The sequence below is a fragment of the Streptomyces sp. NPDC049970 genome (assembly GCF_040660235.1).
In the GTDB taxonomy this organism is placed as follows: domain Bacteria; phylum Actinomycetota; class Actinomycetes; order Streptomycetales; family Streptomycetaceae; genus Streptomyces.
In genome coordinates, this window is the sequence record NZ_JBFALP010000018.1 from 32,930 (window position 1) to 58,643 (window position 25,714).

General features: G+C 72.1%; 27 protein-coding genes and 1 riboswitch. Of the genes, 15 read left to right on the top strand and 12 right to left on the bottom strand.

Annotated features, from left to right (window positions below; translation table 11 throughout):
• Positions 1–51 precede the first annotated feature (51 nt).
• From AB0I83_RS25735 to AB0I83_RS25745, 3 genes are all read left to right on the top strand, one after another.
• Positions 52–543, top strand: a complete 492-nt coding sequence (locus tag AB0I83_RS25735) for a DUF5304 domain-containing protein (RefSeq protein WP_356536773.1) — start codon at positions 52–54, stop codon at positions 541–543.
• A 75-nt stretch (positions 544–618) separates the two neighbouring features.
• Positions 619–1,560 (top strand): ROK family glucokinase, encoded by a 942-nt coding sequence (locus AB0I83_RS25740; protein ID WP_145802082.1) that lies wholly within the window; start codon positions 619–621, stop codon positions 1,558–1,560.
• A gap of 74 nt (positions 1,561–1,634) precedes the next feature.
• Positions 1,635–2,396, top strand: coding sequence for an endonuclease/exonuclease/phosphatase family protein (locus tag AB0I83_RS25745; RefSeq protein ID WP_363306298.1), 762 nt, complete (start codon positions 1,635–1,637; stop codon positions 2,394–2,396).
• Between the two features lie 73 nt (positions 2,397–2,469).
• Here AB0I83_RS25745 and AB0I83_RS25750 read toward each other — a convergent pair whose 3' ends face one another.
• Together AB0I83_RS25750 and AB0I83_RS25755 are read right to left on the bottom strand one after the other, a co-directional pair.
• The gene (locus AB0I83_RS25750) at positions 2,470–3,141 is read right to left on the bottom strand and encodes a hypothetical protein (protein WP_363306299.1); all 672 of its coding nucleotides are present in this window, start codon (positions 3,139–3,141) and stop codon (positions 2,470–2,472) included.
• Positions 3,134–3,913: an alpha/beta fold hydrolase gene (locus AB0I83_RS25755; protein WP_356536768.1), complete on the bottom strand. Its 780-nt coding sequence runs from the start codon at positions 3,911–3,913 to the stop codon at positions 3,134–3,136. Before AB0I83_RS25755 ends, AB0I83_RS25750 begins: the two co-directional genes overlap by 8 nt.
• Before the next feature lie 230 nt (positions 3,914–4,143).
• Between AB0I83_RS25755 and AB0I83_RS25760 the strand changes: the two genes are divergently transcribed.
• From AB0I83_RS25760 to AB0I83_RS25775, 4 genes are all read left to right on the top strand, one after another.
• Positions 4,144–4,848 carry a lysophospholipid acyltransferase family protein gene (locus AB0I83_RS25760; RefSeq protein ID WP_356536766.1) on the top strand — a complete coding sequence of 235 codons (705 nt, stop codon included), beginning with the start codon at positions 4,144–4,146 and terminating at the stop codon, positions 4,846–4,848.
• A 68-nt stretch (positions 4,849–4,916) separates the two neighbouring features.
• Positions 4,917–6,152, top strand: a complete 1,236-nt coding sequence (locus tag AB0I83_RS25765) for a DUF5931 domain-containing protein (protein WP_363306300.1) — start codon at positions 4,917–4,919, stop codon at positions 6,150–6,152.
• Positions 6,149–6,841, top strand: coding sequence for a response regulator transcription factor (locus AB0I83_RS25770; protein ID WP_363306301.1), 693 nt, complete (start codon positions 6,149–6,151; stop codon positions 6,839–6,841). Before AB0I83_RS25765 ends, AB0I83_RS25770 begins: the two co-directional genes overlap by 4 nt.
• 90 nt (positions 6,842–6,931) lie before the next feature.
• On the top strand, positions 6,932–7,936 hold the full coding sequence (locus tag AB0I83_RS25775; protein ID WP_363306303.1) for a 2-hydroxyacid dehydrogenase: 1,005 nt from the start codon (positions 6,932–6,934) through the stop codon (positions 7,934–7,936).
• 21 nt (positions 7,937–7,957) lie between these two features.
• Here AB0I83_RS25775 and AB0I83_RS25780 read toward each other — a convergent pair whose 3' ends face one another.
• Positions 7,958–9,868 (bottom strand): anthranilate synthase family protein, encoded by a 1,911-nt coding sequence (locus AB0I83_RS25780; protein ID WP_363306304.1) that lies wholly within the window; start codon positions 9,866–9,868, stop codon positions 7,958–7,960.
• A 97-nt stretch (positions 9,869–9,965) separates the two neighbouring features.
• On the bottom strand, positions 9,966–10,022 hold the full coding sequence (locus AB0I83_RS25785; protein WP_173317642.1) for a trp operon leader peptide: 57 nt from the start codon (positions 10,020–10,022) through the stop codon (positions 9,966–9,968).
• Positions 10,023–10,125: 103 nt separating this feature from the next.
• Between AB0I83_RS25785 and AB0I83_RS25790 the strand changes: the two genes are divergently transcribed.
• Positions 10,126–11,472, top strand: a complete 1,347-nt coding sequence (locus AB0I83_RS25790; protein WP_363306305.1) for a class II 3-deoxy-7-phosphoheptulonate synthase — start codon at positions 10,126–10,128, stop codon at positions 11,470–11,472.
• A 161-nt stretch (positions 11,473–11,633) separates the two neighbouring features.
• Positions 11,634–11,897, top strand: coding sequence for a (2Fe-2S)-binding protein (locus tag AB0I83_RS25795; RefSeq protein ID WP_363306306.1), 264 nt, complete (start codon positions 11,634–11,636; stop codon positions 11,895–11,897).
• A gap of 80 nt (positions 11,898–11,977) precedes the next feature.
• Here AB0I83_RS25795 and bfr read toward each other — a convergent pair whose 3' ends face one another.
• Complete coding sequence (gene bfr / locus AB0I83_RS25800; protein WP_356536755.1) at positions 11,978–12,457, bottom strand: bacterioferritin; 480 nt, start codon at positions 12,455–12,457, stop codon at positions 11,978–11,980.
• Positions 12,458–12,612: 155 nt separating this feature from the next.
• Here bfr and AB0I83_RS25805 point away from each other — a divergent pair, with 155 nt between their 5' ends.
• A complete protein-coding gene (locus AB0I83_RS25805) occupies positions 12,613–13,245 on the top strand; it encodes a sulfite oxidase-like oxidoreductase (protein WP_356536753.1) in 633 nt (210 codons plus the stop codon).
• A gap of 32 nt (positions 13,246–13,277) precedes the next feature.
• On the opposite strand, the gene AB0I83_RS25810 is transcribed toward AB0I83_RS25805, so the two are convergent.
• The 5 genes from AB0I83_RS25810 to thiO all read right to left on the bottom strand — a co-directional run bounded on the left by AB0I83_RS25810 (position 13,278) and on the right by thiO (position 18,435).
• Positions 13,278–14,141, bottom strand: a complete 864-nt coding sequence (locus AB0I83_RS25810; RefSeq protein ID WP_363306307.1) for a deoxyribonuclease IV — start codon at positions 14,139–14,141, stop codon at positions 13,278–13,280.
• Between the two features lie 22 nt (positions 14,142–14,163).
• Positions 14,164–16,071: a Stk1 family PASTA domain-containing Ser/Thr kinase gene (gene pknB, locus AB0I83_RS25815; RefSeq protein WP_363306308.1), complete on the bottom strand. Its 1,908-nt coding sequence runs from the start codon at positions 16,069–16,071 to the stop codon at positions 14,164–14,166.
• A gap of 128 nt (positions 16,072–16,199) precedes the next feature.
• Complete coding sequence (locus AB0I83_RS25820) at positions 16,200–16,994, bottom strand: thiazole synthase (protein WP_356536748.1); 795 nt, start codon at positions 16,992–16,994, stop codon at positions 16,200–16,202.
• Between the two features lie 2 nt (positions 16,995–16,996).
• Positions 16,997–17,221, bottom strand: a complete 225-nt coding sequence (gene thiS / locus AB0I83_RS25825) for a sulfur carrier protein ThiS (protein ID WP_363306310.1) — start codon at positions 17,219–17,221, stop codon at positions 16,997–16,999.
• Entirely contained in the window at positions 17,218–18,435 is a 1,218-nt protein-coding gene (gene thiO / locus AB0I83_RS25830; RefSeq protein WP_363306311.1) for a glycine oxidase ThiO, read from the bottom strand. The genes thiS and thiO overlap by 4 nt, the downstream gene beginning before the upstream one ends.
• Positions 18,433–18,545: riboswitch (TPP riboswitch) on the bottom strand. (Overlaps the previous gene by 3 nt.)
• Positions 18,546–18,677: 132 nt before the next feature.
• Between thiO and AB0I83_RS25835 the strand changes: the two genes are divergently transcribed.
• The 5 genes from AB0I83_RS25835 to AB0I83_RS25855 all read left to right on the top strand — a co-directional run bounded on the left by AB0I83_RS25835 (position 18,678) and on the right by AB0I83_RS25855 (position 23,439).
• Positions 18,678–19,919, top strand: a complete 1,242-nt coding sequence (locus AB0I83_RS25835; RefSeq protein WP_363306312.1) for an FAD-dependent oxidoreductase — start codon at positions 18,678–18,680, stop codon at positions 19,917–19,919.
• A 59-nt stretch (positions 19,920–19,978) separates the two neighbouring features.
• Entirely contained in the window at positions 19,979–20,344 is a 366-nt protein-coding gene (locus tag AB0I83_RS25840; protein WP_356536742.1) for an Rv2175c family DNA-binding protein, read from the top strand.
• Positions 20,345–20,591: 247 nt separating this feature from the next.
• Positions 20,592–21,242 (top strand): thiamine phosphate synthase, encoded by a 651-nt coding sequence (gene thiE, locus AB0I83_RS25845; RefSeq protein ID WP_356842881.1) that lies wholly within the window; start codon positions 20,592–20,594, stop codon positions 21,240–21,242.
• Between the two features lie 239 nt (positions 21,243–21,481).
• Positions 21,482–22,399, top strand: a complete 918-nt coding sequence (gene metF, locus AB0I83_RS25850; protein ID WP_356842879.1) for a methylenetetrahydrofolate reductase [NAD(P)H] — start codon at positions 21,482–21,484, stop codon at positions 22,397–22,399.
• A 50-nt stretch (positions 22,400–22,449) separates the two neighbouring features.
• A complete protein-coding gene (locus AB0I83_RS25855; RefSeq protein ID WP_363306313.1) occupies positions 22,450–23,439 on the top strand; it encodes a hypothetical protein in 990 nt (329 codons plus the stop codon).
• 40 nt (positions 23,440–23,479) lie between these two features.
• Here AB0I83_RS25855 and AB0I83_RS25860 read toward each other — a convergent pair whose 3' ends face one another.
• Both AB0I83_RS25860 and AB0I83_RS25865 read right to left on the bottom strand, forming a co-directional pair.
• Complete coding sequence (locus AB0I83_RS25860; protein ID WP_363306314.1) at positions 23,480–24,982, bottom strand: NAD(P)/FAD-dependent oxidoreductase; 1,503 nt, start codon at positions 24,980–24,982, stop codon at positions 23,480–23,482.
• Positions 24,983–25,012: 30 nt separating this feature from the next.
• On the bottom strand, positions 25,013–25,630 hold the full coding sequence (locus tag AB0I83_RS25865) for a DUF4126 domain-containing protein (RefSeq protein WP_356537228.1): 618 nt from the start codon (positions 25,628–25,630) through the stop codon (positions 25,013–25,015).
• Positions 25,631–25,714: the final 84 nt, after the last annotated feature.

Here is a 25,714-nt window from a genome sequence, read left to right on the forward strand (position 1 = left end):
TAGTACGTGGCCCGCACGGTCACGCAGACAACCGCGTCGCAGGAGTCCGCCATGACTGAATCCACCGATCGTCCCGTCGACGACGACGCGTGGGCGGAGGCCTGCGCCGAGGACTTCGAGGCGGAGAAGGCCCGCCGCAGGGCCCGGTACGGGCAGGAGCCCGGTTCCGCGGCGGACGAGCTGCGCAAGCTGATGGACGCGGTGGCGGACAAGGTCTCCTCCCTTCAGTCGCCGCTGCTCGGCATGGCCGCACAGGGCACCGTGCAGCAGGTGATCCGGCAGGCCAGGTCCGCCGTCGAACCCGTCATCGAGCGCAACCCGGAGCTCTTCGACCACCTCGCCGCGGCCGGGAACGAGCTCAAGGCCGCCTACCGCTCCGCCGTCGAGGGACAGGAAGGCCGCTGGACCCGCGGCACCGAGGGGGCCGGCGGTGCGTCGGCCGGCACCGGACACACCCCCGGCCCCGCGAAGAAGGCGTCCGAGGACCCCTCGGACCCGCGCGGCGAGGGCGACGGCGGCAGCGAACAGATCGACCTGGACTGACCCTGGGCAGGAAGTACCCGTCCCCGGCTCGGGTACGGTTGGCCGTAGCGGGGCTCGACCGAAACTGAGGGATTCATGGGACTCACCATCGGCGTCGATATCGGCGGCACGAAGATCGCGGCTGGAGTGGTCGACGAAGAGGGCCGGATCCTCTCGACGTTCAAGGTATCGACCCCGCCGACCGCCGAAGGCATCGTGGACGCGATCAGCTCCGCGGTGTCCGGAGCGAGCGAGGGCCACGACGTCGAGGCCGTCGGCATCGGCGCCGCCGGATACGTCGACGACAAGCGCGCCACCGTGCTGTTCGCTCCGAACATCAACTGGCGCCACGAGCCGCTCAAGGACAAGGTCGAGCAGCGCGTCGGCCTGCCCGTCGTCGTCGAGAACGACGCCAACGCGGCGGCCTGGGGCGAGTACCGCTTCGGTGCCGGCCAGGGCCACGACGACGTCATCTGCATCACGCTCGGCACCGGCCTGGGCGGCGGCATCATCATCGGCAACAAGCTGCGCCGCGGACGCTTCGGTGTGGCGGCGGAGTTCGGGCACATCCGGGTCGTCCCGGACGGGCTGCTCTGCGGCTGCGGCAGCCAGGGCTGCTGGGAGCAGTACGCCTCCGGGCGCGCGCTCGTGCGCTACGCGAAGCAGCGCGCCAACGCCACCCCGGAGAACGCCACGATCCTGCTGGGCCTCGGTGACGGCTCCGTCGAGGGCATCGAGGGCAAGCACATCAGCGAGGCCGCCCGCCAGGGCTGCCCGGTGGCCGTCGACTCGTTCCGCGAGCTGGCCCGCTGGGCCGGAGCCGGACTCGCCGACCTCGCCTCGCTCTTCGACCCGTCGGCCTTCATCGTCGGCGGCGGTGTGTCGGACGAGGGCGAGCTGGTCCTCGACCCGATCCGCAAGTCCTTCCGGCGCTGGCTGATCGGTGGCGAGTGGCGCCCGCACGCGCAGGTCCTCGCGGCCCAACTGGGCGGCAAGGCAGGCCTGGTGGGCGCGGCCGACCTGGCCCGCCAGGGCTGACGGCCCGCCACGGAACACCGGACGCCCGTCGCGCCCTCCGGGGAGCGACGGGCGTCCGCCGTATCGTGCCTCCCATGGTCACGACGCCGATGTCCCTGCCCGACTCCCGTACCGAGCCGGACGGTTCGGCCGTCGTCCGGGTGCTCAGCTACAACGTCCGCTCACTGCGTGACGACACCGAGGCGCTGGCCCGGGTCATCCGCGCCTGCGCACCCGACCTGGTGTGCGTCCAGGAGGCTCCGCGTTTCTTCCGGTGGCGCAAGGCCGCGGCCCGCCTCGCGGCCATGACCGACCTGGTGATGCTCAGCGGCGGGGCCACCGCGGCGGGTCCGATGCTCCTCTGCTCCCTTCGGGCCACGGTGGAACACACCGAGGACGTCCTCCTCCCGCTGACCCCGGGGCAGCACCGGCGGGGGCTCGCCACCGCCGTCGTGCGGATCGCCGGGGCCAGGATCGGTGTCCTGAGCTGCCATCTGAGCCTGACGGGCGTGGAGCGCCTGGCCCAGGCGGACATGGTGCTGGACCGGATCGGAGCGATGGGCGTACCGCACGCGGTCGTGGCAGGCGACCTCAACGACGTACCCGAGGGGCGGGCGTTCCGCCGGCTGGCCGGACGGCTCCAGGACTGCCGGACCGTACGGCCGTGGGGCGGCGAGCTGACCTTCCCGCCCGACGCCCCGCGCAAGCGGATCGACGCGGTGTTCGCGACCGACGGCATCGAGGTGCTCGGCTGCGGAGTCCCCGCCGGTCTGCCCGGGGTCACCGACGCGGACCTGCGGGCGGCCACCGACCACCTGCCGGTGCTGGCGGCCCTCAGGGTGCCCGCAGGCGGCTGAGCCGGGCCGCGAAGCCGAAGGCCGCCGCCCCGCAGCGCGCCGGACCGTGTGCGGCGGTCGTGTCCGCGGCAGGTCAGACGACCGCGCCGCGTCCCGGGTCGTCGTCCTCCTCGTCGTCGTGCGGCATGCGCGCCACCAGAGTGGCGAAGCCGCCGAGGAAGCCGCCGATGGAGAGCGTGGTCAGCCACCACGTCATCTCCCACTGCATCAGTACCGCGAGCAGCATCAGTACCGGTCCGCCCACGACCGCGAGCCAGGCGAACTTCGCCGTCACGTCGGCCTCGGGAAGCGGCGGCGGCTCCGGCGGGACGAAGTGCCCCTCCCCGCCGTCGTCCGGGTCGTCGATGTCGTCGTCCCCGGGCTCCGCCACCGTGTAGTCACGCGGTCCGGCGACACCGGGGGCGAAGACGACGGAACCGCCGAGCGGCTTCTTCTCCGCCGGCCCGCCGGGTGCCTTCCCCGCGGTGCCCTTGTCCGGGTCCTCGCCCGAGCCCGCCTCCGGCGCGGGGTCCAGGACGTTCAACTGGTCGTCGTCCAGCAGCGCCAGGTTCTCGATCGACTTGAAGGGCTTGGCCCCCGGCGGGTCCGGCGGTTCCTCGCCGTATCCCGCGACGATCGCATCCCAGGCCGCCGCCTCGTCGAGCGGACGCGCCCCTTGGGTGCCCTCGGGGACGGCCGTCCCCTCCGTGGGGCGCGGTTCGCGCTCCTCGTCACTGCCCGTGCGCTCCGCGTCGTGCTCAGCCATCGGACGTGCCCCCCTTCTCGCCTGCGACGGGTGCGAGGCGGCCGATGAACCGGTAGCTCTCGTCGAAGATCCGCCCCGCATCGTGGTCCAACGTCGCGACGTGGTAGCTCTGTTCCAGCAGGATCTCCTCGACGTCCCTCGACGACACCCGGCTCAGGATCCGCGCCGAGTCGGCCGGCGGCACGACGTGGTCCTGCGGACTGTGCAGCAGGACGAGGGGCTGCGTGACCTGGGGCAGATCGGCGTCGACCAGCCGGAAGAAGGCCCGCACCGAGTGCGCGGCGTGCAGCGGCACCCGGTCGTAGCCGACCTCCTCGGAGCCCTCCAGGGCGATGTCGCTCGTCAGCCCCTTCGTCGTACGCACCAGGTGCCGGGCGACCGGCAGGGCGTACGCCGAGAGGCCGTGCACCTTGTTCGCCGGGTTCACCAGCACCAGGCCGGCGATACCGTCCCCGTGCTTCGCGGCGAGGCGCAGCGCCAGGGCGCCGCCCATGGACAGGCCGAAGACGAAGACGCTGGAGCACCGCTGCCGCAGGGACCGCAGCTCCCGGTCCACCTCCGCGTACCAGTCCTGCCAGCCCGTGACGGCCATGTCCTCCCAGCGTGTGCCGTGTCCCGGCAGCAGCGGGAGGGACACGGTCAGTCCGCGCTCCGCGAGGTGGTCCGCCCAGGGGCGGAGCGACTGCGGCGAACCCGTGAATCCGTGGCAGAGGAGGACGCCGACCTCTCCGCCGTCGTGGCGGAACGGCTCGGCTCCAGGGAGGACCGGCACCGGGGTCTCCTGTTCATGAAGCGGGGCGGGGTGCGAGGGGTGTGCGGAAGGATTACTTCACCGTACGCGACCGGACCGACACCGACCAGGGCCGTCACCGTGCGAGCAGTCCCGCCGGGGCCGTCGCCGCCCGCAGGCCGTCGGCGGGGGCAGACCGCCCCCGTCCGGGAGGAAGAGGCCGGGGCACCACAGGCTAAGGTCTCCCGGACGGCACACAGGAGGCACAAGAGTTGATCTACGGCGCAATGAAGTTCTCCATCGGGGGGTCCCTGAAGCTCGCCTTCAGGCCATGGGTGGAGGGCCTCGAGAACATCCCCGTGCACGGGCCGGCGATCCTCGCGAGCAACCACCTGTCGTTCTCCGACTCCTTCTTCCTGCCGGCCGTGCTCGACCGCAAGGTGACCTTCATCGCCAAGGCCGAGTACTTCACCGCGCCCGGGGTGAAGGGCAAGCTCACCGCCGCCTTCTTCAAGGGCGTCGGGCAGCTCCCGGTCGACCGCTCCGGCGGCCGGGGAGCCGGTGAGGCGGCCATCAGGGCGGGCATCCAGGTCATCGAGAGCGGTGGCCTCTTCGGCATCTACCCCGAAGGCACCCGGTCGCCCGACGGCAGGCTCTACCGGGGCAAGCCCGGCGGCCTCGCCCGCGTGGCCCTCGCCACCGGCGCGCCCGTCATCCCCGTGGCGATGATCGACACGGAGAAGATCCAGCCACCGGGCCAGGTGGTGCCCAGGCTGATGCGGCCGGGCATCAGGATCGGCGAGCCGCTGGACTTCACGCGCTACCAGGGCATGGACGGCGACCGCTTCATCCTGCGCTCGGTCACCGACGAGGTCATGTACGAGATCATGAAGCTGTCCGGCCAGGAGTACGTGGACATCTACGCGACCGCGGCCAAGCGCCAGATCGCCGAGGACGCGAAGAACAAGAGCGCGTAGCGGTCCGGGGCGTCGCGGGCGGCCCGGGTCGGGGAACATGGAACGGGCGGGAACCGGGGGAGGGGCACATGGCCGGGCGTGAACGGGTCGTACGGATGTCGGTCGAGCAGCCGCTGTGGAGGGCGCTGACCGCGTACCGCGTGCTGACACTGGTCTACGCGGCCCTCCTCACGGGCTTCGGCCTGGAGAAGTACGAGCGGACCTGGGTCGCCCTCGCGTTCCTGGCGTTCCTCGCCCTCTGGACCCTCGCCACCCTCCCCAGGGTGGCCAACGCGGCGAGCTGCACCAAGCGCTTCCTCGGCCTGGACCTCGTCGTGGCGATGACCGGCATCCTGCTGACCCCCCTCGCCGACGCCGACGCCCAGCACATGGACGGCCCGACGCTGCCGTCGATCTGGACAGCCGGCTCGGTCCTCGCCTTCGCGCTCAAGGGCGGCTGGCGCTGGGCCGCCTTCGCCTCCACGCTCGTCGCCGCGGCCAACATCGTCGAGCGGGGCGAGCCCAGCGAGGACACGTTCCACAACGTGCTGCTCGTCTGGGTCGCCTCCATCGCCATCGGATACGTCGTCGAGGTCGCCCGCGCCAGTGAGCGCACCCTGGCACGCGCCCTGGAGATCGAGGCCGCCACCAGGGAGAGGGAGCGGCTCGCCCGCGACATCCACGACAGCGTCCTGCAGGTCCTGTCCATGGTCCAGCGCCGCGGCACCGCCCTCGGCGGCGAGGCCGCGGAGCTCGGCCGGATGGCCGGGGACCAGGAGGTCGCCCTGCGGACCCTGGTCTCCAGCGGCCTGGTGCCCACGACCAGGGTCTCCGAGGACAGCGCCGAGGGAGCCGTGGTCCGCAGGGTCGACCCGGACCCCGGTGCACTCGAAGCCGGCTCCGAGGCGTCCGAGCACGACCTGCGCGCCCTGCTCGCCCCGCACGCGGGCTCCCGGGTCACCTTCGCCGAGCCCGGTGCCCCGGTGCCGCTCTCCGCGCGGGCGGCACGTGAACTCGCCGCCGCCGTGAGGGCCGCGCTGGACAACGTCCGGGCCCACGCCGGGCCGGACGCCCAGGCGTGGATCCTGGTGGAGGACGAGCCGGACGAGGTGATCGTCACGGTCCGGGACGACGGACCCGGCATCCCGGAGGGCCGGCTCGACCAGGCGGAGGGAGAGGGCCGGCTCGGTGTCGCCCTGTCCATCCGCGGGCGGCTGCGCGACCTGGGCGGCACGGCAGAGCTGATCTCGGTACCCGGCCAGGGCACCGAGGTCGAGTTGAAGGTTCCGAAGATTTCACGGGGGAAGGCAGGATCGGCCCGATGAGCACACCGAACACACAGGCATCCGGCGAGCGGCCCATCAGGGTCATGGTCGTCGACGACCATCCGATGTGGCGCGACGCCGTCGCCCGCGATCTGACCGAGTCCGGATTCGACGTGGTCGCGACCGCCGGAGACGGGCCGAGCGCCGTGCGCCGGGCCGTCGCGGTGGGCCCCGACGTGCTGGTGCTCGACCTCAACCTGCCGGGTATGCCCGGCGTCCAGGTCTGCAAGGAGCTCGTCGGCTCCCACCCCGGGCTGCGCGTCCTGGTGCTCTCCGCCAGCGGTGAGCACGCCGACGTACTGGAGGCGGTGAAGTCGGGGGCCACCGGCTATCTGCTCAAGTCGGCAAGCACCCGGGAACTGACCGACGCCGTGCGCGCCACCGCGGCGGGCGACCCCGTGTTCACACCGGGCCTCGCCGGACTCGTCCTCGGCGAGTACCGCAGGCTCGCCTCCGGCCCCGCCCCCGCGGCGGCCGACGACCCGAAGGTCCCGCAGCTCACCGACCGCGAGACCGAGGTCCTGCGGCTGGTCGCCAAGGGACTCTCGTACAAGCAGATCGCCGAACGCCTGGTCATCTCCCACCGGACCGTGCAGAACCACGTCCAGAACACCCTGGGCAAGCTCCAGCTGCACAACCGGGTGGAGCTCGTGCGCTACGCGATCGAGGCCGGCCTCGACGACGTGTGACGGGCCGGGCGGTACGGGTGCTCCGGGCGGCGCGCCGGGGGCGGGGGCCGTATATTCGCGACAACCGGCCCCACCCCCTCGGGAGACGTCGTGGAAATCCTGGCATTCGGTGTGCAGTCCGACGAGAAGCCTCTGATCGAGGCGGCCTTCGCCGGCCACCACGACGTCCGCTGCCTGGACGTCTTCCTCACCGAGGACACCGCTCCGATCGCGTCCGGCTACGAGATCATCTCCACCAGCGTCAACGCCGACCTCGGCGCCCGCGTCCTGCAGACCCTGGCCGCGGGCGGCACGCAGATGATCGCCCAGCGCTCCACCGGCTTCAACAACATCGATCTCGAGGTCGCCGAGCGGCTCGCCCTGCGGGTCGCCCGGGTCTCGTACTACTCGCCCTACTCGGTCGCGGAGTTCGCCTGGACCCTGGCCATGGCGGTCAACCGCCGCGTCGTCCGCGCGGTGAGCCGCACCCGGGACTTCGACTTCCGGCTCGACGGGCTGCTCGGCCGGGACATGCACGGGCGTACCGCCGGTGTGCTCGGCACCGGGAAGATCGGTGAGGCGTTCACCAGGATCGCCCACGGATTCGGCATGGAACTGCTGGGCTGGGACGTCGCGGAGAACCCCGCCTGCACGGCGCTCGGCATGAGGTACGTCGACAAGGAGCAGCTGCTCGCCGAGGCCGACCTGATCAGCCTCCACGTGCCGCTGCTCCCCGCCACCCAACACCTCATCGGGGCGGAGGCCCTGTCCGCGATGAAGGACGAAGCGATCCTGGTCAACTCCAGCCGCGGCGGCCTCGTCGACACCCGGGCGCTCGTCACCGAACTGCGGGCCGGCCGGTTCACCGGGGTAGGGCTCGACGTGTACGAGGCGGAGGCGGGACTCTTCTACGTCGACAAGTCCCTGGAGGGAATCGACGACGACACCCTGGCCCGCCTCGTCACCTTCCCGAACGTCATCGTCACCTCGCACCAGGCGTACTACACGAAGGACGCCGTGGGAGAGATCATCGAGGCGACCGTGGGGAACGTCGCCGACTACCTGGCGGGCCGCCGCAGCGACAACGTCCTGGTCCCGGCGCTCCCCGCACGCTGAGGGCCGCGCCCGGAGCCGGCCTCAGCCGGGCACCGGAAGCGCCGCGAGCAGTTCGGTCACGATCGTGGAGCCGCGCAGCGTCAGCACCGACTCCGGGTGGAACTGGACAGAGGCGAAGCCTCTGCCCCGCAGCGCGTGCAGCTCGCAGGTGACCGGGTCCCGGCTCACCTCCACACCGTGCGCGCCCAGCTCCTGCGCCGCGGCCTCGTCGCAGCGCGCGGTGAAGCTATTGTAGAAGCCGACCGTCTCGGGCCTGCCGAACAGCTCGATCCTGCTCTGCGCCCCCTGGTGGGGCACGGCCTTGCGTACGGTCTCCAGGCCCAGCTCCGCCGCGATCAGCTCATGGCCCAGGCACACCCCCAGCAGCCCGTGCCGGTGCTCCCGCAGGAGCTCGGCGGTCAGCCCCCGCAGGATCCGCATCCTCGGGTCCGCCGCGTCCCCCGGGTCCCCGGGACCCGGCCCCAGCACTACGGGCCCCTCATGGGCACGCACGGTCCCGCGCAGTCCTGGCTCGTCGTAGCGGCGCACCGACACCGTGAGGCCCGAGGAGCGCAGCAGGTGCGCCAGCATCGCCGTGAAGGTGTCCTCGGCGTCCACCACCAGAGCGTGGCCCGACAGCTCACTCGTGCGCTCCCGCATCCGCAGCCAGAAGGGGGCGAGCCCGCCGCGCCGCCCGTCCAGGGCGGCCTGGACCCGCGGGTCGGAGGCCAGGCCCGGACGGTCCGCCTCGGTCCGGGGCCGGCCGGGCCTGACACCCAGGGCGGTGAGCACCCCGGCGGCCTTCGCATGGGTCTCGGCGACCTCGCCCGCCGGATCGGAACGCCGTACGAGCGTCGCCCCCACCGGCACGCTCAGCCGGCCGGACGCCGAGATGTCGGCCGTACGGATCAGGATCGGCGAGTCCAGGGTCTGCGCCCCGCCCGGCTCCCGTCTCAGCAGGGCGAGGGCCCCCGCGTAGTAGCCGCGGCCCCCCGGCTCGTACCGCTCGATGACCCGGCAGGCGTTCTGCACGGGGGATCCCGTGACCGTCGCCGCGAACATGGTCTCCCTCAGGACCTCGCGCACGTCCAGGGAGGAACGCCCGCGCAACTCGTACTCCGTGTGCGCGAGATGGGCCATCTCCTTCAGCCTCGGGCCGATCACCACCCCGCCCATGTCGCCGACGGTGCACATCATCTTCAGCTCCTCGTCGACCACCATGGAGAGCTCCTCGGTCTCCTTGCGGTCAGCGAGGAAGGCCAGCAGCCCCTCTGCGGTCGGCCCCTCCTCCGGGTAGCGGTAAGTCCCGCTGACGGGGTTCATCACGACCGTCCCCCCGGACATCCGCACATGCACCTCCGGGCCGGCGCCGACCAGTGTCCGGCCGCCCGCCCCCGCCGCCGACGCGTTCCCCGTGTGCACGACGAACGTCCAGTACGCCCCGCGCTCGCCGTCCAGCAGCCGCCGGAACAGCGCCAGCGCGTCGGCCCGGCCGAAACCGGGGATCTCGCCGCCGAAGGTCCGCCGGATCACGAAGTTCGCGCCCTCGCCCCGCCCGATCTCGTCCTCGACGACCCGCCGGACGACGTCCTCGTACGCGTCGTCGGTCACGTCGAAGGCACCGTCCCGTACCCGTACCCCGTGGCCGGGGAGCTGCGCGAGGGCCTCGGCCAGCGGCAGCTCGTACACCGCGTCGGCGACCAGCACGGCCAGTGGCGTGCCGTCGTCCCGTACGTCGAATCCGCGCTCGGCGATCTGCCGGAAGGGCACCAGGGCCAGCGAGGGCATCTCGCCCACCGGGATGTCGGCGAGCCGGTCCACCTCCCGCACCTCGCCGGTCAGGATCTCGACGGTGTCGTGGTCCCGTCCCGGAGTGCGCCTGCGCAGCAGCGCGAAGGGCGGGGAGTCGTCCCGGAGCAGGAGGGACGGGAGGTCGACGGCACGGTCGGGCATGGGCGTTCCTTCCGGATGGAGGGACGGTTCCCGGCGCCGGTACGCAGAGAAGGCCGCCCCTCGGGGCGGCCTTCTCGAAGTCTGTACGCGCTACGAGTCAGCGGGCCGCCGGATGAGCGGTCCACCACCAGTTCTGGATCGTCGGCGCGAACATGGCACGAACCCTAGCGGACGTGGTGGTCGGATGAGCGCACGTCTCACTGGCTGAGCGCGCGAATGGACCGGCTCCCCGACCCCGTAATGTTGTCAGGGTGACCGTGAACGCCAATACCTCCGTCGCCGGTGGCCACACCTGGCGAGACCTTCCCGCGGCGCAGCAGCCCGAGTACCCCGATGCCGGGGCTCTGCGCGAAGTGATCGCGGACCTCGAGTCGTATCCGCCGCTCGTCTTCGCGGGCGAGTGCGACCAGCTGCGCGCCCGCCTGGGAGCCGTCGCCAAGGGCGAGGCGTTCCTGCTGCAGGGCGGTGACTGCGCCGAGGCCTTCGACGGCGTGTCCGCCGAGGACATCCGCGCCAAGCTGAAGACGCTGCTCCAGATGAGCGCCGTCCTCACCTACGCGGCCTCCGTGCCGGTCGTGAAGATCGGCCGGATCGCCGGCCAGTACTCCAAGCCGCGCTCCAAGCCGGTCGAGACCCGCGACGGCGTGACACTGCCGACCTACCGCGGCGACTCCGTCAACGGCTTCGAGTTCACCGAGGCCGCCCGCATCCCGGACCCCCAGCGGCTGAAGCAGATGTACCACGCGTCAGCCTCCACGCTGAACCTGGTCCGTGCCTTCACCACCGGTGGCTACGCCGACCTGCGCCAGGTGCACGCCTGGAACCAGGACTTCGTGAAGTCGTCGCCCTCCGGCCAGCGTTACGAGGCTCTGGCCCGCGAGATCGACAACGCGCTCAACTTCATGAAAGCGTGCGGCACCGACCCCGCCGAGTTCAAGGCGGTCGAGTTCTACGCCTCCCACGAGGCGCTGCTGCTGGACTACGAGTCGTCGCTGACCCGCATCGACTCGCGGACCGGACAGCTGTACGACACCTCCGGCCACATGGTCTGGATCGGTGAGCGCACCCGGCAGATGGACGGCGCGCACATCGAGTTCGCCTCGAAGATCCGCAACCCCATCGGGATCAAGCTCGGCCCGACGACCACCGTCGACGAGGCACTCGGCTACGTCGACCGCCTCGACCCCGACCGCGAGCCCGGCCGACTGACCTTCATCGTCCGCATGGGCGCCGACAAGGTCCGCGACAAGCTCCCCGACCTGGTCGAGAAGGTCACCGCCTCCGGAGCCACCGTGGTCTGGGTGACCGACCCGATGCACGGCAACACCTTCGAGGCCGCGTCCGGCCACAAGACGCGCCGCTTCGACGACGTCCTGGACGAGGTCAAGGGCTTCTTCGAGGTGCACAAGCAGCTCGGGACGCACCCCGGCGGCATCCACGTCGAGCTCACCGGTGACGACGTCACCGAGTGCGTGGGCGGCGGCCACGAGATCTTCGTGGACGACCTGCACCAGCGCTACGAGACGGCCTGCGACCCGCGTCTCAACCGCAGCCAGTCCCTGGACCTGGCCTTCCTCGTCGCCGAGATGTACCGCGACCAGTAAGGACCACTCCTGGTGACACCTGTGGGGCACGGATCGATGTGATCCGTGCCCCACAGGCGTACCGGGGCTTTTGCGCGCGAGGAGCGACAGGTAAGGTTAGGTTAGCCTCACCGGGAATCGGGACGGCGCAGCGATCGACGACCCGTCGGGAGGTGAACCGCATGTACGTCTGCTCGTGCTTCGGCGTTACGGAGGCGCAGGTCAGGAAGCATGCGGACGGCGGAGCGTGCACGCCCCGCCAGATCGCGTCCGCCTGCAAGGCCGGCACCGACTGCGGAGGCTGCGTCCGACGGATCCAGGCGCTGCTGGGCCGGGGCGAGTGCCCCAGCCGCGAGCTCGCCGCAGGACGTCGTACCGGCGCCACGGCCGCCGAGCCCGCCCCCTACGCCGCCACCGCGGACGCCGGGCTCTCCGAAGCCGCCTGAACCGGGCCACCGCTCCCGGATCACTGCTCCCGGACCACCGCGTCCTGGTCGCCGCGGGGGCCCGCCCCGGGAACTGCTCGTCAGCTCTCCGGCTGCTCGATCAGCTGGGCGATGTAGAGCGCCTCACCGAGCTTCTCGACCAACTCCAGCTGGGTGTCGAGGTAGTCGATGTGGTGCTCCTCGTCCTCCAGGATGGACTCGAAGATGTTCGCCGAGGTGATGTCGCCCTTGGCCCGCATGATCTCGATGCCGCGCCTGAGGCGGTCGATCGCCTCGACCTCCACCTGGCGGTCGGCCTGGAACATCTCGGTCACCGTCTGGCCGACCCGCACGTGGAACAGCCGCTGATAGTTGGGCAGGCCGTCGAGGAAGAGGATCCGGTCGGTGAGGAGCTCGGCGTGCTTCATCTCGTCGAACGATTCCGACCGGGTGTACTTCGCCAGCTTCGTCCAGCCGAAGTTCTCCTGCATCTTGGCGTGCAGGAAGTACTGATTGATGGCAGTCAATTCGGCGGTCAGCTGTTCGTTGAGGAACTCGAGGACCTCGGGGTCGCCCTGCATCGCAGAGGCTCCTTCCAACCGGTGAACTGGGCATGTTTCGGCGCATCCTCGCACCGAGCCATCCGGCCGTCCAGTAAGTACACGCTTAGTACGAGTTGCGCTGATCAACTCTCCCCTGGTCATGACCACCCCTGGCTGTCTGTCACCATGGAGGCATGGGTCAGCCGGAAAGCCGGGAACGCGGCACAGGTGAGGAGCCCGGGCTTCCGCCGGGGCAGCGGCTGCAGCGCGGCTGGCCGGTCACCCACTACGGGCCCGTGCCCAAGTTCAAACCCGACCGCTGGGAGTTCCGGGTCTTCGGGGCCACGGCCGACGGCGACAAGCACTGCTGGAATCACCGCGAATTCTCGGCGCTGCCTTTCTCGTCCGTCGAGGCGGACCTCCACTGCGTGACCAAATTCAGCATGCTCGGAGCCGAATGGGGCGGAATCCTCGCACGCGAGATCGTGCGACTGGCACCGCCTGCCCCCCATGTCTCGCATGTGATGGTCTGGGCCGAATACGGATTCAGCTCGAATATGCGGCTCGCGGACTTCGCGTCGGACCGCACGCTGTTCGCCACCCACAAGGACGGTGAACTGCTCACCGCCGAACACGGCTTCCCGCTACGGCTGGTGGTGCCGCACCTGTACGCCTGGAAGGGCCCCAAATGGGTCCGGGGCATCGAGTACATGACGGCCGACCGCCGGGGCTTCTGGGAGGAGCGCGGCTACCACAACATCGGTGACCCGTGGAGCGAGCAGCGCTACTCCTACCAGGAGGAGCCCGGGGACGGTCCCGAGCTCTGAACCGCCCGGAGCCGTGCCCACGTCGGGGAGGTTCAGCCGACGGCGCCGCTCCGCAGCTCCTTCAGCCGCGCCACGTCCGCGACGTGCCCCTCCTTGCCGCCGGGCGTCTCGATGACCAGCGGCACGCCCTCGGTCGCCGGGTGCGAGAACAGCTCGCGGAACGGCTCGGCTCCGATACGGCCGGATCCGATGTTCTCGTGCCGGTCCTTGTGGGCCCCCACCACGTCCTTGGAGTCGTTGGCGTGGATCAGCTTCAGCCGCCCCTCGCCGACCGTGTCCACCAGCAGGTCCAGGGTCTGCCGCATTCCGGACGGGCCGGTCAGGTCGTGCCCCGCCGCGTAGATGTGGCACGTGTCCAGGCAGACGCCCAGCTTCGGATGGGAGTCGAGGGCCTCGAAGTACGGGCCGAAGTCCCACGTCCGCGAACACAGCGAGGAACCCTGCCCCGCCGTCGACTCCAGAAGCAGGAACGGATCGTCGTCGTGGGTCAGTTCGTCCAGCAGCGGAAGCAGGTGCGCACGCACCTGGGCGAGTGCCTCGGCACGCGGGCGCCCGCCGGTCGCCGATCCGGTGTGCACCACGACACCCAGCGCGCCGATCGCCCTGGCCCGGCGCAGCGAGTGCCGCAGGGACAGGACCGACCGCTCGACGGTGGCCTCGGTGTGCGAGCCGAAGTTGATCAGATACGGGGCGTGGACGTACGCCGGGACCGACTCGGCCGCGCACTGCGAACGGAACAGTTCGTCCTGCGCCGGATTGCCGGGCGGGGTGGCCCAGCCGCGCGGATTGGCGACGAAGACCTGCACGGTCTCCGCCGCCAGCTCGCGTGCGTAGCCGAGGCCGGTCCTGGCGAGTCCGCCGGCCACGGGGACGTGTCCGCCTACGGGGTTGCGCATCTGCTGCCGGTCCTTCGTGGTCCTACAGGCCCTTGGTCCTGATGGTGATGGTGGAACCCTCCGGTGCCTTCTTCCCGGGCTCGGTCGACTGACGCGCGACCGTGTCGCTGAAGGACAGGAACGGGCGGTCGACCTCGACCTCGAACCCCGCCTCCTCCAGTACGCTCCGGGCCTCCTCGACGTCCTTCCCGGTGACGTCCGGAACGGCGAGCATCCGTGGGCCCTTGGAGACCGTCAGCTCCACGGTGTCGCCCTCGGCGGCCTCCGCGCCGCTCTCGGGCGACTGCCTGGCGATCCCGCCCTGCTCCTCGGGGGAGTCGACCCGGTCGGGCAGCACCTCGGCCTTCAGACCCGCCTCGTCCAGCGCCGCCTCGGCCTCCTCGACACCGAGCCCCGTGACATCGGGCACGTCGACGGGGCTGCCCTTGCTGACGACCAGCGCGACCGCAGAGTCCGCGTGGCGCTCGGAACCGATCTCCGGGTCCGTACGGATCACCTCGCCCCGGCCGATATCCTCGCTGAACTCACGGGTCACCATGCCTGGCGCGAGCCCCGAACCCTTCAGCTCCCGCCGCGCGTCGGCGAGCGCGATGCCCTCCACGTCGGGGACCTTCACGATCTCCGGGCCGCGCGAGACCACCAGCCCCACCGCGTCGTTGCCCCGGATCCGCTCGCCCGAGCCGGGATCGCTGCTGATCACGGTGCCGCGCTCCACCGTGTCGCTGTAGGCCCGCTCGACACCCTTCAGGTCGAGGCCCTCGTCCGAGAGCCGCTGCTCCGCCGCGCTCTGGGTCCGGCCCAGGAGCGAGGGCACCCGGGTGAACTGGCCCGAGTTGATATACCAGACGCCCGTGCCGGCCCCCAGGACCAGCAGTACGGCGACGAGTGCGGCGACCACACCGCGCCGGCCGCCGAGGACGAACCGGCCACGCCCCCCCACCCGCTCCGGCGGCATCTCCAGCCGGCTGGTGTGGTGCGCGGTGCCCTGGCCGGCGGGGATCACCCGGGGGATCACGCTCGTACGGTCGTCGGCGCCGTCGCGCACCTCCGCGAGGGCCTGCGGGGGCACCGCGTCCAGCTGCTCCTCGGAGAGCGCGCTCCGGGCCTCGCGGGCCTCGGCGAGCATCGCCACGGCGTCGTGGGGGCGCAGCTCGGGGCTGCGCGCGGTGGCGGCCGCCACCAGTGCGTCCAGCCCGGCGGCCAGTCCGGGGACGGAGGCGGAGGGCGCCGGGACGTCCTGGTTGAGGTGCTGGTAGATGATCTGGGCGGCGGTGTCCCCGGCGTGCGGCTTGCCGCCGGTCAGCATCTCGTAGAGCACGACACCGCAGGCGTACACGTCGGACCTGGTGTCGGCGGTGCCCTGCTCGATCTGCTCCGGGGCGAGGTACGACACCGTGCCCAGGAGGGATCCGGTGGTGTCCGTGACGGTGCCGACGGCGCGCACGAGGCCGAAGTCGGCGACCTTGACCCGGCCGTCCTCGCCGATCAGGACGTTCTCCGGCTTCATGTCCCGGTGCACGAAGCCCGCCCGGTGCGCGGCCCCCAGCGCGGCCAGCACCGGCTCCAGGATGTCCAGGGCGGCCCGCGGCTGCAGGGCACCGCGCTCGCGCAGCACGTCGCGCAGGGTGCACCCGGCGACGTACTCCATGGCCAGATAGACGTACGCGCCCTGGGCGCCCTGGTCGAAGACGGCCACCACGTTGGGGTGCGCGAGCAGGGCGACGGACTTCGCCTCGCGGATGAAGCGCTCGACGAAGGCGACGTCGGTCGCCAGGGCCGGGTGCATCACCTTGAGGGCGAGCACCCGGTCGAGCCGGGTGTCCACGGCCCGGTAGACCGTGGCCATACCGCCGACGGCGATGCGCGCATCGATGCGGTAGCGGCCGTCGAGCAGCTGCCCGACGAGGGGGTCCTGGAGGGTCGTGTCCACGGGTCGAGTCTACGAGCTGCCACGGACACCGCGGATGGGCCAGGGCCTCCCGGGGGCCGTTCCGGTGCCGAGCCGTGACAGGCGTATGCACGTGCTGTGACCAGGTGACGGCCGCCGGTGCCCGGAGGTCAGAAGGCCGGGCGCTCCGGATCCAGGGCCGCCCTGCCCTCCGTGGGCGAGGAGGCCTCGGCGAAATGGCGGCGGGGGATGCGTCCCGCCCGGTACGCCAGCCGCCCGCCGTCCACCGCGTGCCGCATCGCCGCCGCCATCAGCTCCGGCTCCTGCGCCCGGGTCACCGCCGAGGCGAGCATCACAGCGGCGCACCCCAGCTCCATCGCCAGCGCCGCGTCCGACGCGGTCCCCGCACCGGCGTCCAGGATCACCGGGACCCCGGCCCGCTCGACGATCAGCTGGAAGTTGTGCGGGTTGCGGATCCCGAGCCCGGAGCCGATGGGGGAGCCGAGCGGCATGATCGCCGCGCACCCCACGTCCTCCAGCCTGCGGGCCAGAACCGGGTCGTCGTTGGTGTACGGCAGGACGGTGAAACCGTCGTCCACCAGGACCTCCGCGGCGTCCAGCAGCTCGATCGGGTCCGGCAGCAGGGTCCGTTCGTCGGCCACGACCTCCAGCTTGATCCAGTCGGTGCCGAGCGCCTCCCGGGCCAGCCGCGCGGTCAGCACGGCCTCTCCCGCGGTGAAGCAGCCGGCGGTGTTCGGCAGCACCCGCACGGAGAGGCGTTCCAGTACGGACAGCACCGAACCCCGCACCGTCGGGTCGAGCCTGCGCATCGCCACGGTGGTCAGCTCGGTGCCCGAGGCGATCAGTGAACGCTCCAGCACGTCGAGGCTGGGGGCACCGCCCGTTCCCATGATCAGCCGGGAGGTGAAGGCGGTGGAGCCCAGGGTGAAGAGGTCGTCGGACACGGTCAGCCTCCCTGGACAGCGGTGAGGACCTCGACGCGGTCACCGTCGGCGAGTGCGGTGGCGGCCCACCGGCCGCGCGGGACGACGGTCTCGTTTACGGCGGCGGCGACCCCCGACGGTGCCGGGGTCAGTGCCGCGACCAGGGCGTCGAGCGCGGTGCCGGCGGGGAGGTCGCGGTGTTCCCCGTTGACGGACACGGAGACGGAGGCGGGCACGTGCTGTGTCATACGGACTGCTCCTGCTGCGCGGGGGCGGTGTACCGGGAAGCGGGGACCGCCGGTGCGGCGGCCCGTGGGGCCCGTGCGAAGCGGCCGGGTGCGAAGGGGCGGGCCACCTCGGGCAGCTCACCCGTGGTCAGCACGTGCGCCATCACGTCGCCGGTGACCGGGGTCAGCAGGACGCCGTTGCGGTGGTGCCCGGTCGCGAGATGCAGACCGGGCAGCGCCGTCGGTCCCAGCATCGGCGCGTTGTCCGGCGAGGCCGGCCGCAGTCCCGCCCGGGTCTCGGTCAGCGGCAGTTCGGTGATGCCCGGGATCAGCTCGTGGGCGTCACGCAGGAGTTCGTAGACCCCGCCCGCGGTGACCGTGGTGTCCCAGCCCATCTCCTCACTGGTAGCGCCGATCACCAGCTCACCGTCGGCGCGCGGTACGAGGTACACGTGGCTGCCGCGTACGACGGCCCGCACGGTCCTGCTGAGGAACGGCGCGTACGCGGCCGGCACGGTCAGCCGCAGCACCTGCCCCTTGACCGGGCGCACGGGTGGCACGACCGCCTCGGGCACCCCCTCCAGCCGCCCGCTGAGGCTCCCGCCGGCGAGGACCACCTGGCCGGCCGCCAACTCCGTACCGTCCCGGAGGACCGCTCCCACGGCCCGGCCGTCCGTGACGCGCAGGCGCCCGACCCAGGTACGGCGGAAGGCGACGCCCGCCCGTTCGCACGCCGTGACCAGTGCCGAGGCCAGCCGTCTTGGATCCACCTGGTGGTCGTCGTCGACCCGCAGCCCGCCGCGCACACCCGGCGCGAGCATCGGCTCCAGGCGGCGGCACTCCCGGCCGCTGAGCCACTCGGACTCCAGCCCCGACCGCTGCTGCAGGGTGTGCAGTTCCCGCAGATGGGCCCGGTCGTCGGAGTCCAGCGCTACGGACAGGGTCCCGCAGGCGCGGAAGCCGACGGTCCGCCCGCTCGCCTCCTCCAGTTCGGCCACGAACTCCGGATAGCGCGCGGCGGAGGCGAGGTTGAGGCCGAGCAGCGTCTGCTCGCCGTGGTGGAGCTCGGTGACGGCGGCGAGCATGCCGGCCGCGACCTGGGCGGCCCCGCCGCCCGGTTCGGGATCGGCGAGCGTGGTGCTCAGCCCCCGCTGGGCCGCGCGCCAGGCGGTCACCAGCCCGATGATGCCGCCTCCGACGACCAGGACGTCGGAACTGTCAGCGGAGATGCCCATGGGTGTCCAGCCCCTCCCTTCGCCGGCATGACCCGGATCAGGTTCGTACGGTCGGAGGCCGGTCAGCCTCCCTCTCAGCCCGGTACGCCCGGACTCCCGCGAGTGTCTTACGGTGGCCACCCTAACTCCGCGGCCCTCGCCCGGTAAGGGAGCAGTGCCCCGCGGCCCGGTCCCCGGGCGCCGGGACGAGCGTGCTGGGGCGCTCGCGAACTGACCTCATGTCAGGTGATTAGGGTGGACGGGTGAGCGAGCAGACGCAGGACCCGGCAGTGGGACACCGGCCGCGCGGTGTCGTGGTCGTGGGAGCGGGCATGGCCGGCGTGCAGACGGCCGTGGCCCTGCGCGAACAGGGCTACGCGGGGCCCGTCACCCTGGTCGGCGCCGAACCGCACCAGCCGTACGACCGCCCGCCGCTGTCCAAGGCCGTCCTGCTGGGCAAGGCCGAGGACTCCGCCTTCGACGTCGACTTCGAGGACCTGGACATCACCCTGTGCCTGGGGCTCGACGTGACCGGCCTGCGCGCGGAGGCGCACGAACTGGACACCCCGGAAGGGCCCCTCGGCTACGACGTGCTGGTCGTCGCCACCGGAGCCGAGCCGGTCGTGCTGCCCGGCACCGAGGGCGTACCCGGCGTCCACCTGCTGCGCACCCTCGACGACGCCGCGCGGCTGCGGCCCGTCCTGGAGCGGCAGCACGACGTGGTCGTCGTCGGGGCCGGCTGGATCGGCGCCGAGTTCGCCACCGCGGCCCGCGACGCCGGCTGCGAGGTCACCGTCGTCGAGGCCGCGGACCGCCCCCTCGCCGGCACGATGCCCGCAGAGGTCGCCGCCCCCATGGCCGCCTGGTACGCCGAGAGCGGAGCCCGGCTCCTGACGGACGCCCGGGTCGCGCGCGTCGAACCCGGCACCGTCCGTCTGGCGGACGGCCGGGCGATCCCCGCCGGCGCGGTGGTCGTCGGCATCGGTGCCCGGCCCGCCACCGGATGGCTCGCCGGTTCGGGAATCGCGCTCGGCCCGGACGGCTCGGTCACCACCGACGACTCGCTGCGCACCTCGCTGCCGGACGTGTACGCGGTGGGCGACTGCGCCTCCTTCCCTTCCGCCCGCTACGGGGAGCGCCTGCTCGTCCACCACTGGGACAACGCGCTCCAGGGCCCCCGGGTGGTCGCTGCCGCCCTCGCGACGGGCGTACCCGGGACGTACGACCCGGTGCCCTACTTCTGGTCCGAGCAGTTCGGCCGCTTCGTGCAGTACGCCGGCCACCACGCCGCAGCCGAGGCGCTGCTGTGGCGGGGCGATCCCGCGGATCCGTCCTGGACGGTCTGCTGGCTCCGGCAGGGTGTCCTGGTCGCGGTGCTGGCGGTCAACAGGCCACGGGACCTGTCCCAGGGCCGCAAGCTGGTCGAATCGGGCGCCCGGATCGATCCGGCACTCGCCGCCGACTCCTCCGTACCGCTGAAATCGGCGGTCCTCCCGGGGCCCTGACAGCCCCGTACGGTCGGCCCGGGTACCGACTGTCGGTCCGGGATGGCACGCTTGTCCCTGTGACCGAGATTGACGCAAAGATCGATGCTCTCGTCCCCGCCTGGCTCCACCTGCCCGACATCGCGGAAATGCTCGATGTCCAGGTGACGCGCGTACGGCAGCTGGTCAAGGACGGCCAGCTCATCGCCGTACGCCGTGGTGAGAACCGGGCGCTCCAGGTGCCTGCCGCCTTCATCGACGGCGACAAGGTGGTCAAGGGGCTCGCAGGGACCCTGACGCTCCTGAGGGACGACGGCTACACCGACGAAGAGATGCTGGACTGGCTCTTCACCCCCGACCCGAGCCTGCCCGGGACACCCGCGCAGGCCCTGAGTGAGAATCGCGGTACGGAGGTGAAGCGCCGCGCCCAGGCGCTCGCCGTCTGACCGGACGACCGTGAGTGGGGTGCGGGCCGTGGCACACACGGCCCGCACCCCACTCCCCGGCTGTCTCCGACGCGGCGGCCGAGCCACCTACGCGTGCTCCGTCGACGGCCCGGCACCAGGGCCCGTCCGGGTCCAGGGCCCAGGGTCCGTCGACACCGGGGCCCATCCACGCACCGGGCTCATCCACGTGCACACGCGCTCCACGGGAGCACCGGTGCTCCATTCACGCACGACGGGGGAACTCATCATGTCCACGCGCCGCGACCGGCTCTCCGACGCCCGGCTCTACCTGTGCACGGACGCCCGCAAGCGGCAGGGCGACCTCCCCGGGTTCCTCGACGCCGTGCTGGCGGGTGGCGTGGACATCGTCCAACTGCGCGACAAGGGCATGGAGGCGGCCGAGGAGCTCGAACACCTCGCGGTGTTCGCCGACGCCTGCCGACGCCACGGCGCACTCCTCGCGGTGAACGACCGGGCCGACGTCGCCCACGCCATCGGCTCCGACGTGCTGCACCTCGGGCAGGGGGACCTTCCGGTGCCCGCCGCCCGCGCCGTCATCGGCGACGACGTGGTGATCGGCCGCTCCACCCACGCCGAGTCCGAGGTCGACGCGGCCGTCGCCGAGGCCGGCGTCGACTACTTCTGCACGGGTCCCTGCTGGCCCACCCCGACCAAGCCCGGCCGGTACGCCCCGGGCCTCGGCCTCGTCCGCTACGCAGCCTCGCTCGGCACCGCGCGGCCGTGGTTCGCCATCGGTGGGATCGACGCAGGCAACCTGGACGAGGTCCTGGACGCCGGCGCGCGCCGTGTCGTGGTCGTACGCGCGATCACCGAGGCCGCGGATCCGGCGGCGGCGGCCGAGGCCCTCGCGCGGCGGGTCCGGGCGCGCGCCCTCTGAGCCCGTCCCCCCGTCCGCCGCCCAAGACGGCGGCGGACGGGGGCCGTCGGCGGTGCCCTGCCGGGACGTCCGACGCGAGTGCTCGGGGAGCTGCCTGGGAGATGCCCGAGGGGGTGTCCGAAGAGCTGCCCGCGAGGGTGCCCGAGCGAGGTGTCCGATGGGTGGACAAAAGCCACCTCATTCCGGTCAATTCCCTCCCTCTGGTTGGGGGAGCGCCCGGCCCTGGTTAACCTCCCAGTATGGCCCTTGGCACACCTTCCACCAGGACAGATCACGCGCGGACCGTGCGTGAGCTGCTCGCGTCCGGCGAGACGTCGTACTCGTTCGAGTTCTGGGCGCCCAAGACCGAGAAGGGCGAGCGGAACCTCTGGAACGCCCTGCGGCGGGTCGAGGCGGTCGGACCGAGTTTCGTCTCCGTGACGTACGGCGCCGGAGGGTCGACCCGGGCCGGGACGGTCCGGGCGACGCAGCGGATCGCCGCGGACTCCACGCTCACCCCGGTCGCGCACCTCACGGCCGTCGACCACTCCGTCGCCGAGCTGCGCAACATGGTCGGGCAGTACGCCGACGCCGGGATCCGCAACATCCTCGCCGTGCGCGGGGACCCGCCCGGTGACCCGATGGGGGAGTGGGTCGAGCACCCCCAGGGCGTCCGGTACGCGGCCGACCTGGTTCGGCTCATCAAGGAGGCCGGCGACTTCTGCGTCGGCGTGGCCGCCTTTCCCGAGATGCATCCGCGTTCGGCCGACTGGGACTCCGACATCGGTCACTTCGTGGACAAGTGCCGCGCCGGTGCCGACTACGCGATCACGCAGATGTTCTTCCACCCGGAGAGCTATCTGCAGATGCGTGACCGCGTGGTCGCAGCGGGTTGTGACACCCCGGTCATCCCCGAGGTGATGCCGCTCACGAGCGTGAAGCAGCTCGAGCGATTCGCCCAGCTCAGCAACGCCTCCCTGCCTTCGTCGCTGAAAGACCGGATCCTCGCCGCGAAGGACGACCCGGCCGCTGTACGCTCCATTGGCATCGAGTTCGCCACGGAGTTCTGCGCGAAACTGCTCTCCGAGGGTGTCCCGGGGCTGCACTTCATCACGCTCAACAACTCGACGGCGACACTCGAGATCTACGAGAATCTCGGACTGCACAAGCAGTCGTGACCGGCCGTACCCGCCACCAACCGGGGCGGTGGCCGTAGGAGGGGGCGGGCGTGGGCTGGACGGTCCTCTACATCGCATTCGGCATAGTGGCGCTGTGGCTGCTGGGCGAGGTGCTGCTGCAGTACAAGGCGCGGCTCCGCTGGCGGCTGCTCGCCTTCGGCGGCTTCCTCGGTGTGGTCGTCGGTGTCCTGGTCGCCTCCGTACCGGTGATCGTCCTCGGGGCGATCGCCTTCGCCACGGGGCAGACCTATGTGACGCTCTCCTTCCGGCGCGGCTTCTCGACGGGCTGGGCCATCGGCGGCAGCCCCGGTGAGAGCCGCCGCCGCCGCGGCTCGGGCGGCCCCGCCACCCAGGAGCCCGTGCTGGAGGTCTCCGGCCTGGAGTACGAGGGCGGCTCCCCGGACCCCGGACCGCAGGGACCGCCGGACGCCGGGCCGCACTACGCGGACGCCTCCCAGGCCCCCTCGGCGGTCTACGAGCCGCAGCCGATGCCGGACGACACCGGGCAGTACGGCGTCTACGCCGACCCGGCCCCTGCCGGGCAGCAGCCGCAGTACGCCGCGTACGACCCGTACACCGGCTACGGTCAGCAGCCCGACCAGCAGCCCTACCCCACCCAGAACTCGTACGAGGGCCAGGACCCCTACCCCGGCCAGAACTCCTACGGTGAGGGCGGCGGCTACCCCGGCCAGGAGACCTACCAGGCGCAGGGCACCTACACGGGGCACTACGACCACGGCTCGGAACAGACCGGCTACCCCGCCTACTCCGACCCCTACGCCGGCTCGGGCACCGGCCAGTACGCCGCGTACGACGACGCCAACGGCTACGACCCCTCCTACGGAACGGACACGGGCCGGCAGCAGCCCGCCGATCCCTACGCCGGGCAGTACGCCGCCGACACCCCGCCCGGAGGCGTCTGGGTCCCGCAGCAGCGCGAGAACGACCAGTACCCGCCGCTGCCGCCGGAGGAACCCGCGCGGCCCGCGCCCTACGGCAACGGATACGACACCGGGCAGAACGAGCAGTACCGCTACTGACCCGGCCCGGGGCGCCCCGCCCCGGGCCGGCTCCCGCCCCTCACCGCGAGCCGCGGAAGCCGTCGCCCTCCACCACGAGACCGGCGACCAATGCGCCAGACATCCCGGCATGGGCCAGCCCGCCGCCCGGATGGGACCAGCCGCCCACCAGGTACAGGCCCGGCAGCGGGCTGCGGTTCCCGGAGTGCAGATACGCCCCCCGCGCTCCGGCCAGAGCCGGAGCCGGCACCGAACCGCCCTCGGCACCGGTGTCCGCCGCGGTCTCGGCGGGGGTGCGCACCTCGGTCCGGAGTATCCGCTCGCGCAGGCCGGGCACCGCCAGGGCGGCGCGGTCGGTGACCGTCCGCGCGAAGCCCTCGCGCAGGGCCCTGTCCGTCCAGTCGACCGGGCCCTGCGGGGCCACCGTCGCCACCAGCGTCACCGCTTCGTGCTCCTCGTCCGGGCGGGTGGCCGGATCGTCGGGGCGCAGCACCGTCACCGTCGGCTGCCGGGCCGTCCGTCCGCCGAACACCGCCTCCCGCTCCTCGCCCGGGTCGCCGTGCACCACGGTCCGGTGCACGGCAGCCGCCTCCCTGGCGCCACGCAGCGACAGCAGGACGAGGAAGCGGCCCGGCACCGGCGCCTGAAGGGCTTCCGCCCTCCCGTCGGGCCACCCTGCCCCGGCCGGCAGGAGACCGGGACCCGGCCACGCGCCCAGGACGACGTGATCGGCCTCCACGCCGGTGCCGTCCGCCAGCTCGACGCCCGACGCCCGGCCCTCCTTCTCGGTCACCCGGACCGCCTCGGCACCGAAGACGAACTCCACCTTGCGGGCCAGGCACCGCTCGTACACCGCGTCGGCCAGCGCCCGCATGCCCCCGGCGACGTACCAGCTGCCGAACGTCTCCTCCATGTACGGCAGGAGGGCGGCGGCAGCCGGGGCGTGGTGCGGGTCGAGTCCGTACGACAGGGCGTACCCGTCGAGCAGGGCGGCCAGCCGGGGGTCGGCCAGCTCCCAGGCGCCCACCTCGGCCACGGTGGACGCCTGCCGGGCGGGCCCGAGCAGCCTGCGCCGGCGCACCGAGGGGTAGGGGTCGCGGGCCAGGGCCTGGCGGTCCTCGCGCAGCGGCTCCTCCAGCAGGGGTCTGCGTGAGCGGTCCCAGGCGGTGCCCGCCCGGTCCAGGAACTCTCCCCAGCGGGCCCCCGCGCCGTCACCGAGTGCCCGGTCGAGGGCCCCGACCACCCCGGCCCTCGAAGCGTTGGGGAGCGACACCGACGTGCCGTCCGCGAAGATGTGACGGCTCGCCGGGTCGACCTGGCTGAGAGAGACGCACTGCTCCAGCGACTGCTTGCCCGTCTTCACGAACAGATCGCGGTAGACCGCCGGGAGATGGAGGAGGCCGGGGCCGGTGTCGAAGACGAAGCCGTCACGGGCATGGCGGCCTACCGAGCCGCCGTGGGTCCGCGACCGCTCGTACACCGTTACACGGTGGCCTGCCACGGAGAGCCGGGCGGCCGCCGCCATCGCGCCCGTCCCGGCGCCGATCACCACGATTCGTGCCATGTCAGTGACCTTAAGGGGTGCCACCGACACTCATTCGTGAGGCCAGTGACCGCCCGCCCCGGCCAGGCGTCTCTCCTCGCGTCGCTGCGCCCTGCGACGCAGGAACCGGCGGATGCGGGAGGCGAGGAAGGCCAGTACCACCAGGCCGAGGAGCAGCAGTACGCCGGCGATCACGGCCGCCGCCACCGGGTTGAAGATCGCGAAGGTGATGATCCCGGCGACCCCGAGATCCTCCGCGACACTGACCCCGACGTTGCTGAAGGGTTCGGGTGAGGTGTTCACCGCCATCCTGGTGCCCGCCTTGACCAGATGGCTCAGCAGTGCGGTCGAGCCGCCCACCGCCCCGGCGGCGAGCTCCGGCAGCGACCCGCTCCCACCGGCCAGCAAGGCCGCCACCACCGCACCTGACAAGGGTCTGATCACCGTGTGCACGGTGTCCCAGGCCGAGTCCACGTAAGGGATCTTGTCGGCCACCGCGTCGCACAGGAACAGCACACCGGCGACCACGAGCACATCGGTGCGCTGCAGCGACTCCGGCACCTCGTCGGAGAGCCCGGTCACGCCGAACACACCGAAGAGCAGGACCACCGCGTAGGCGTTGATCCCGCTCGCCCAGCCGCTTGTGAACACCAGGGGGAGTACGGACACGGAGGCGATCGTAACCAGTCGGAGGGCCTGTCCGTAGGGGGCTTCCGCACAGGCCTGAGTATCTCTACCTAGTACGGGAGATGA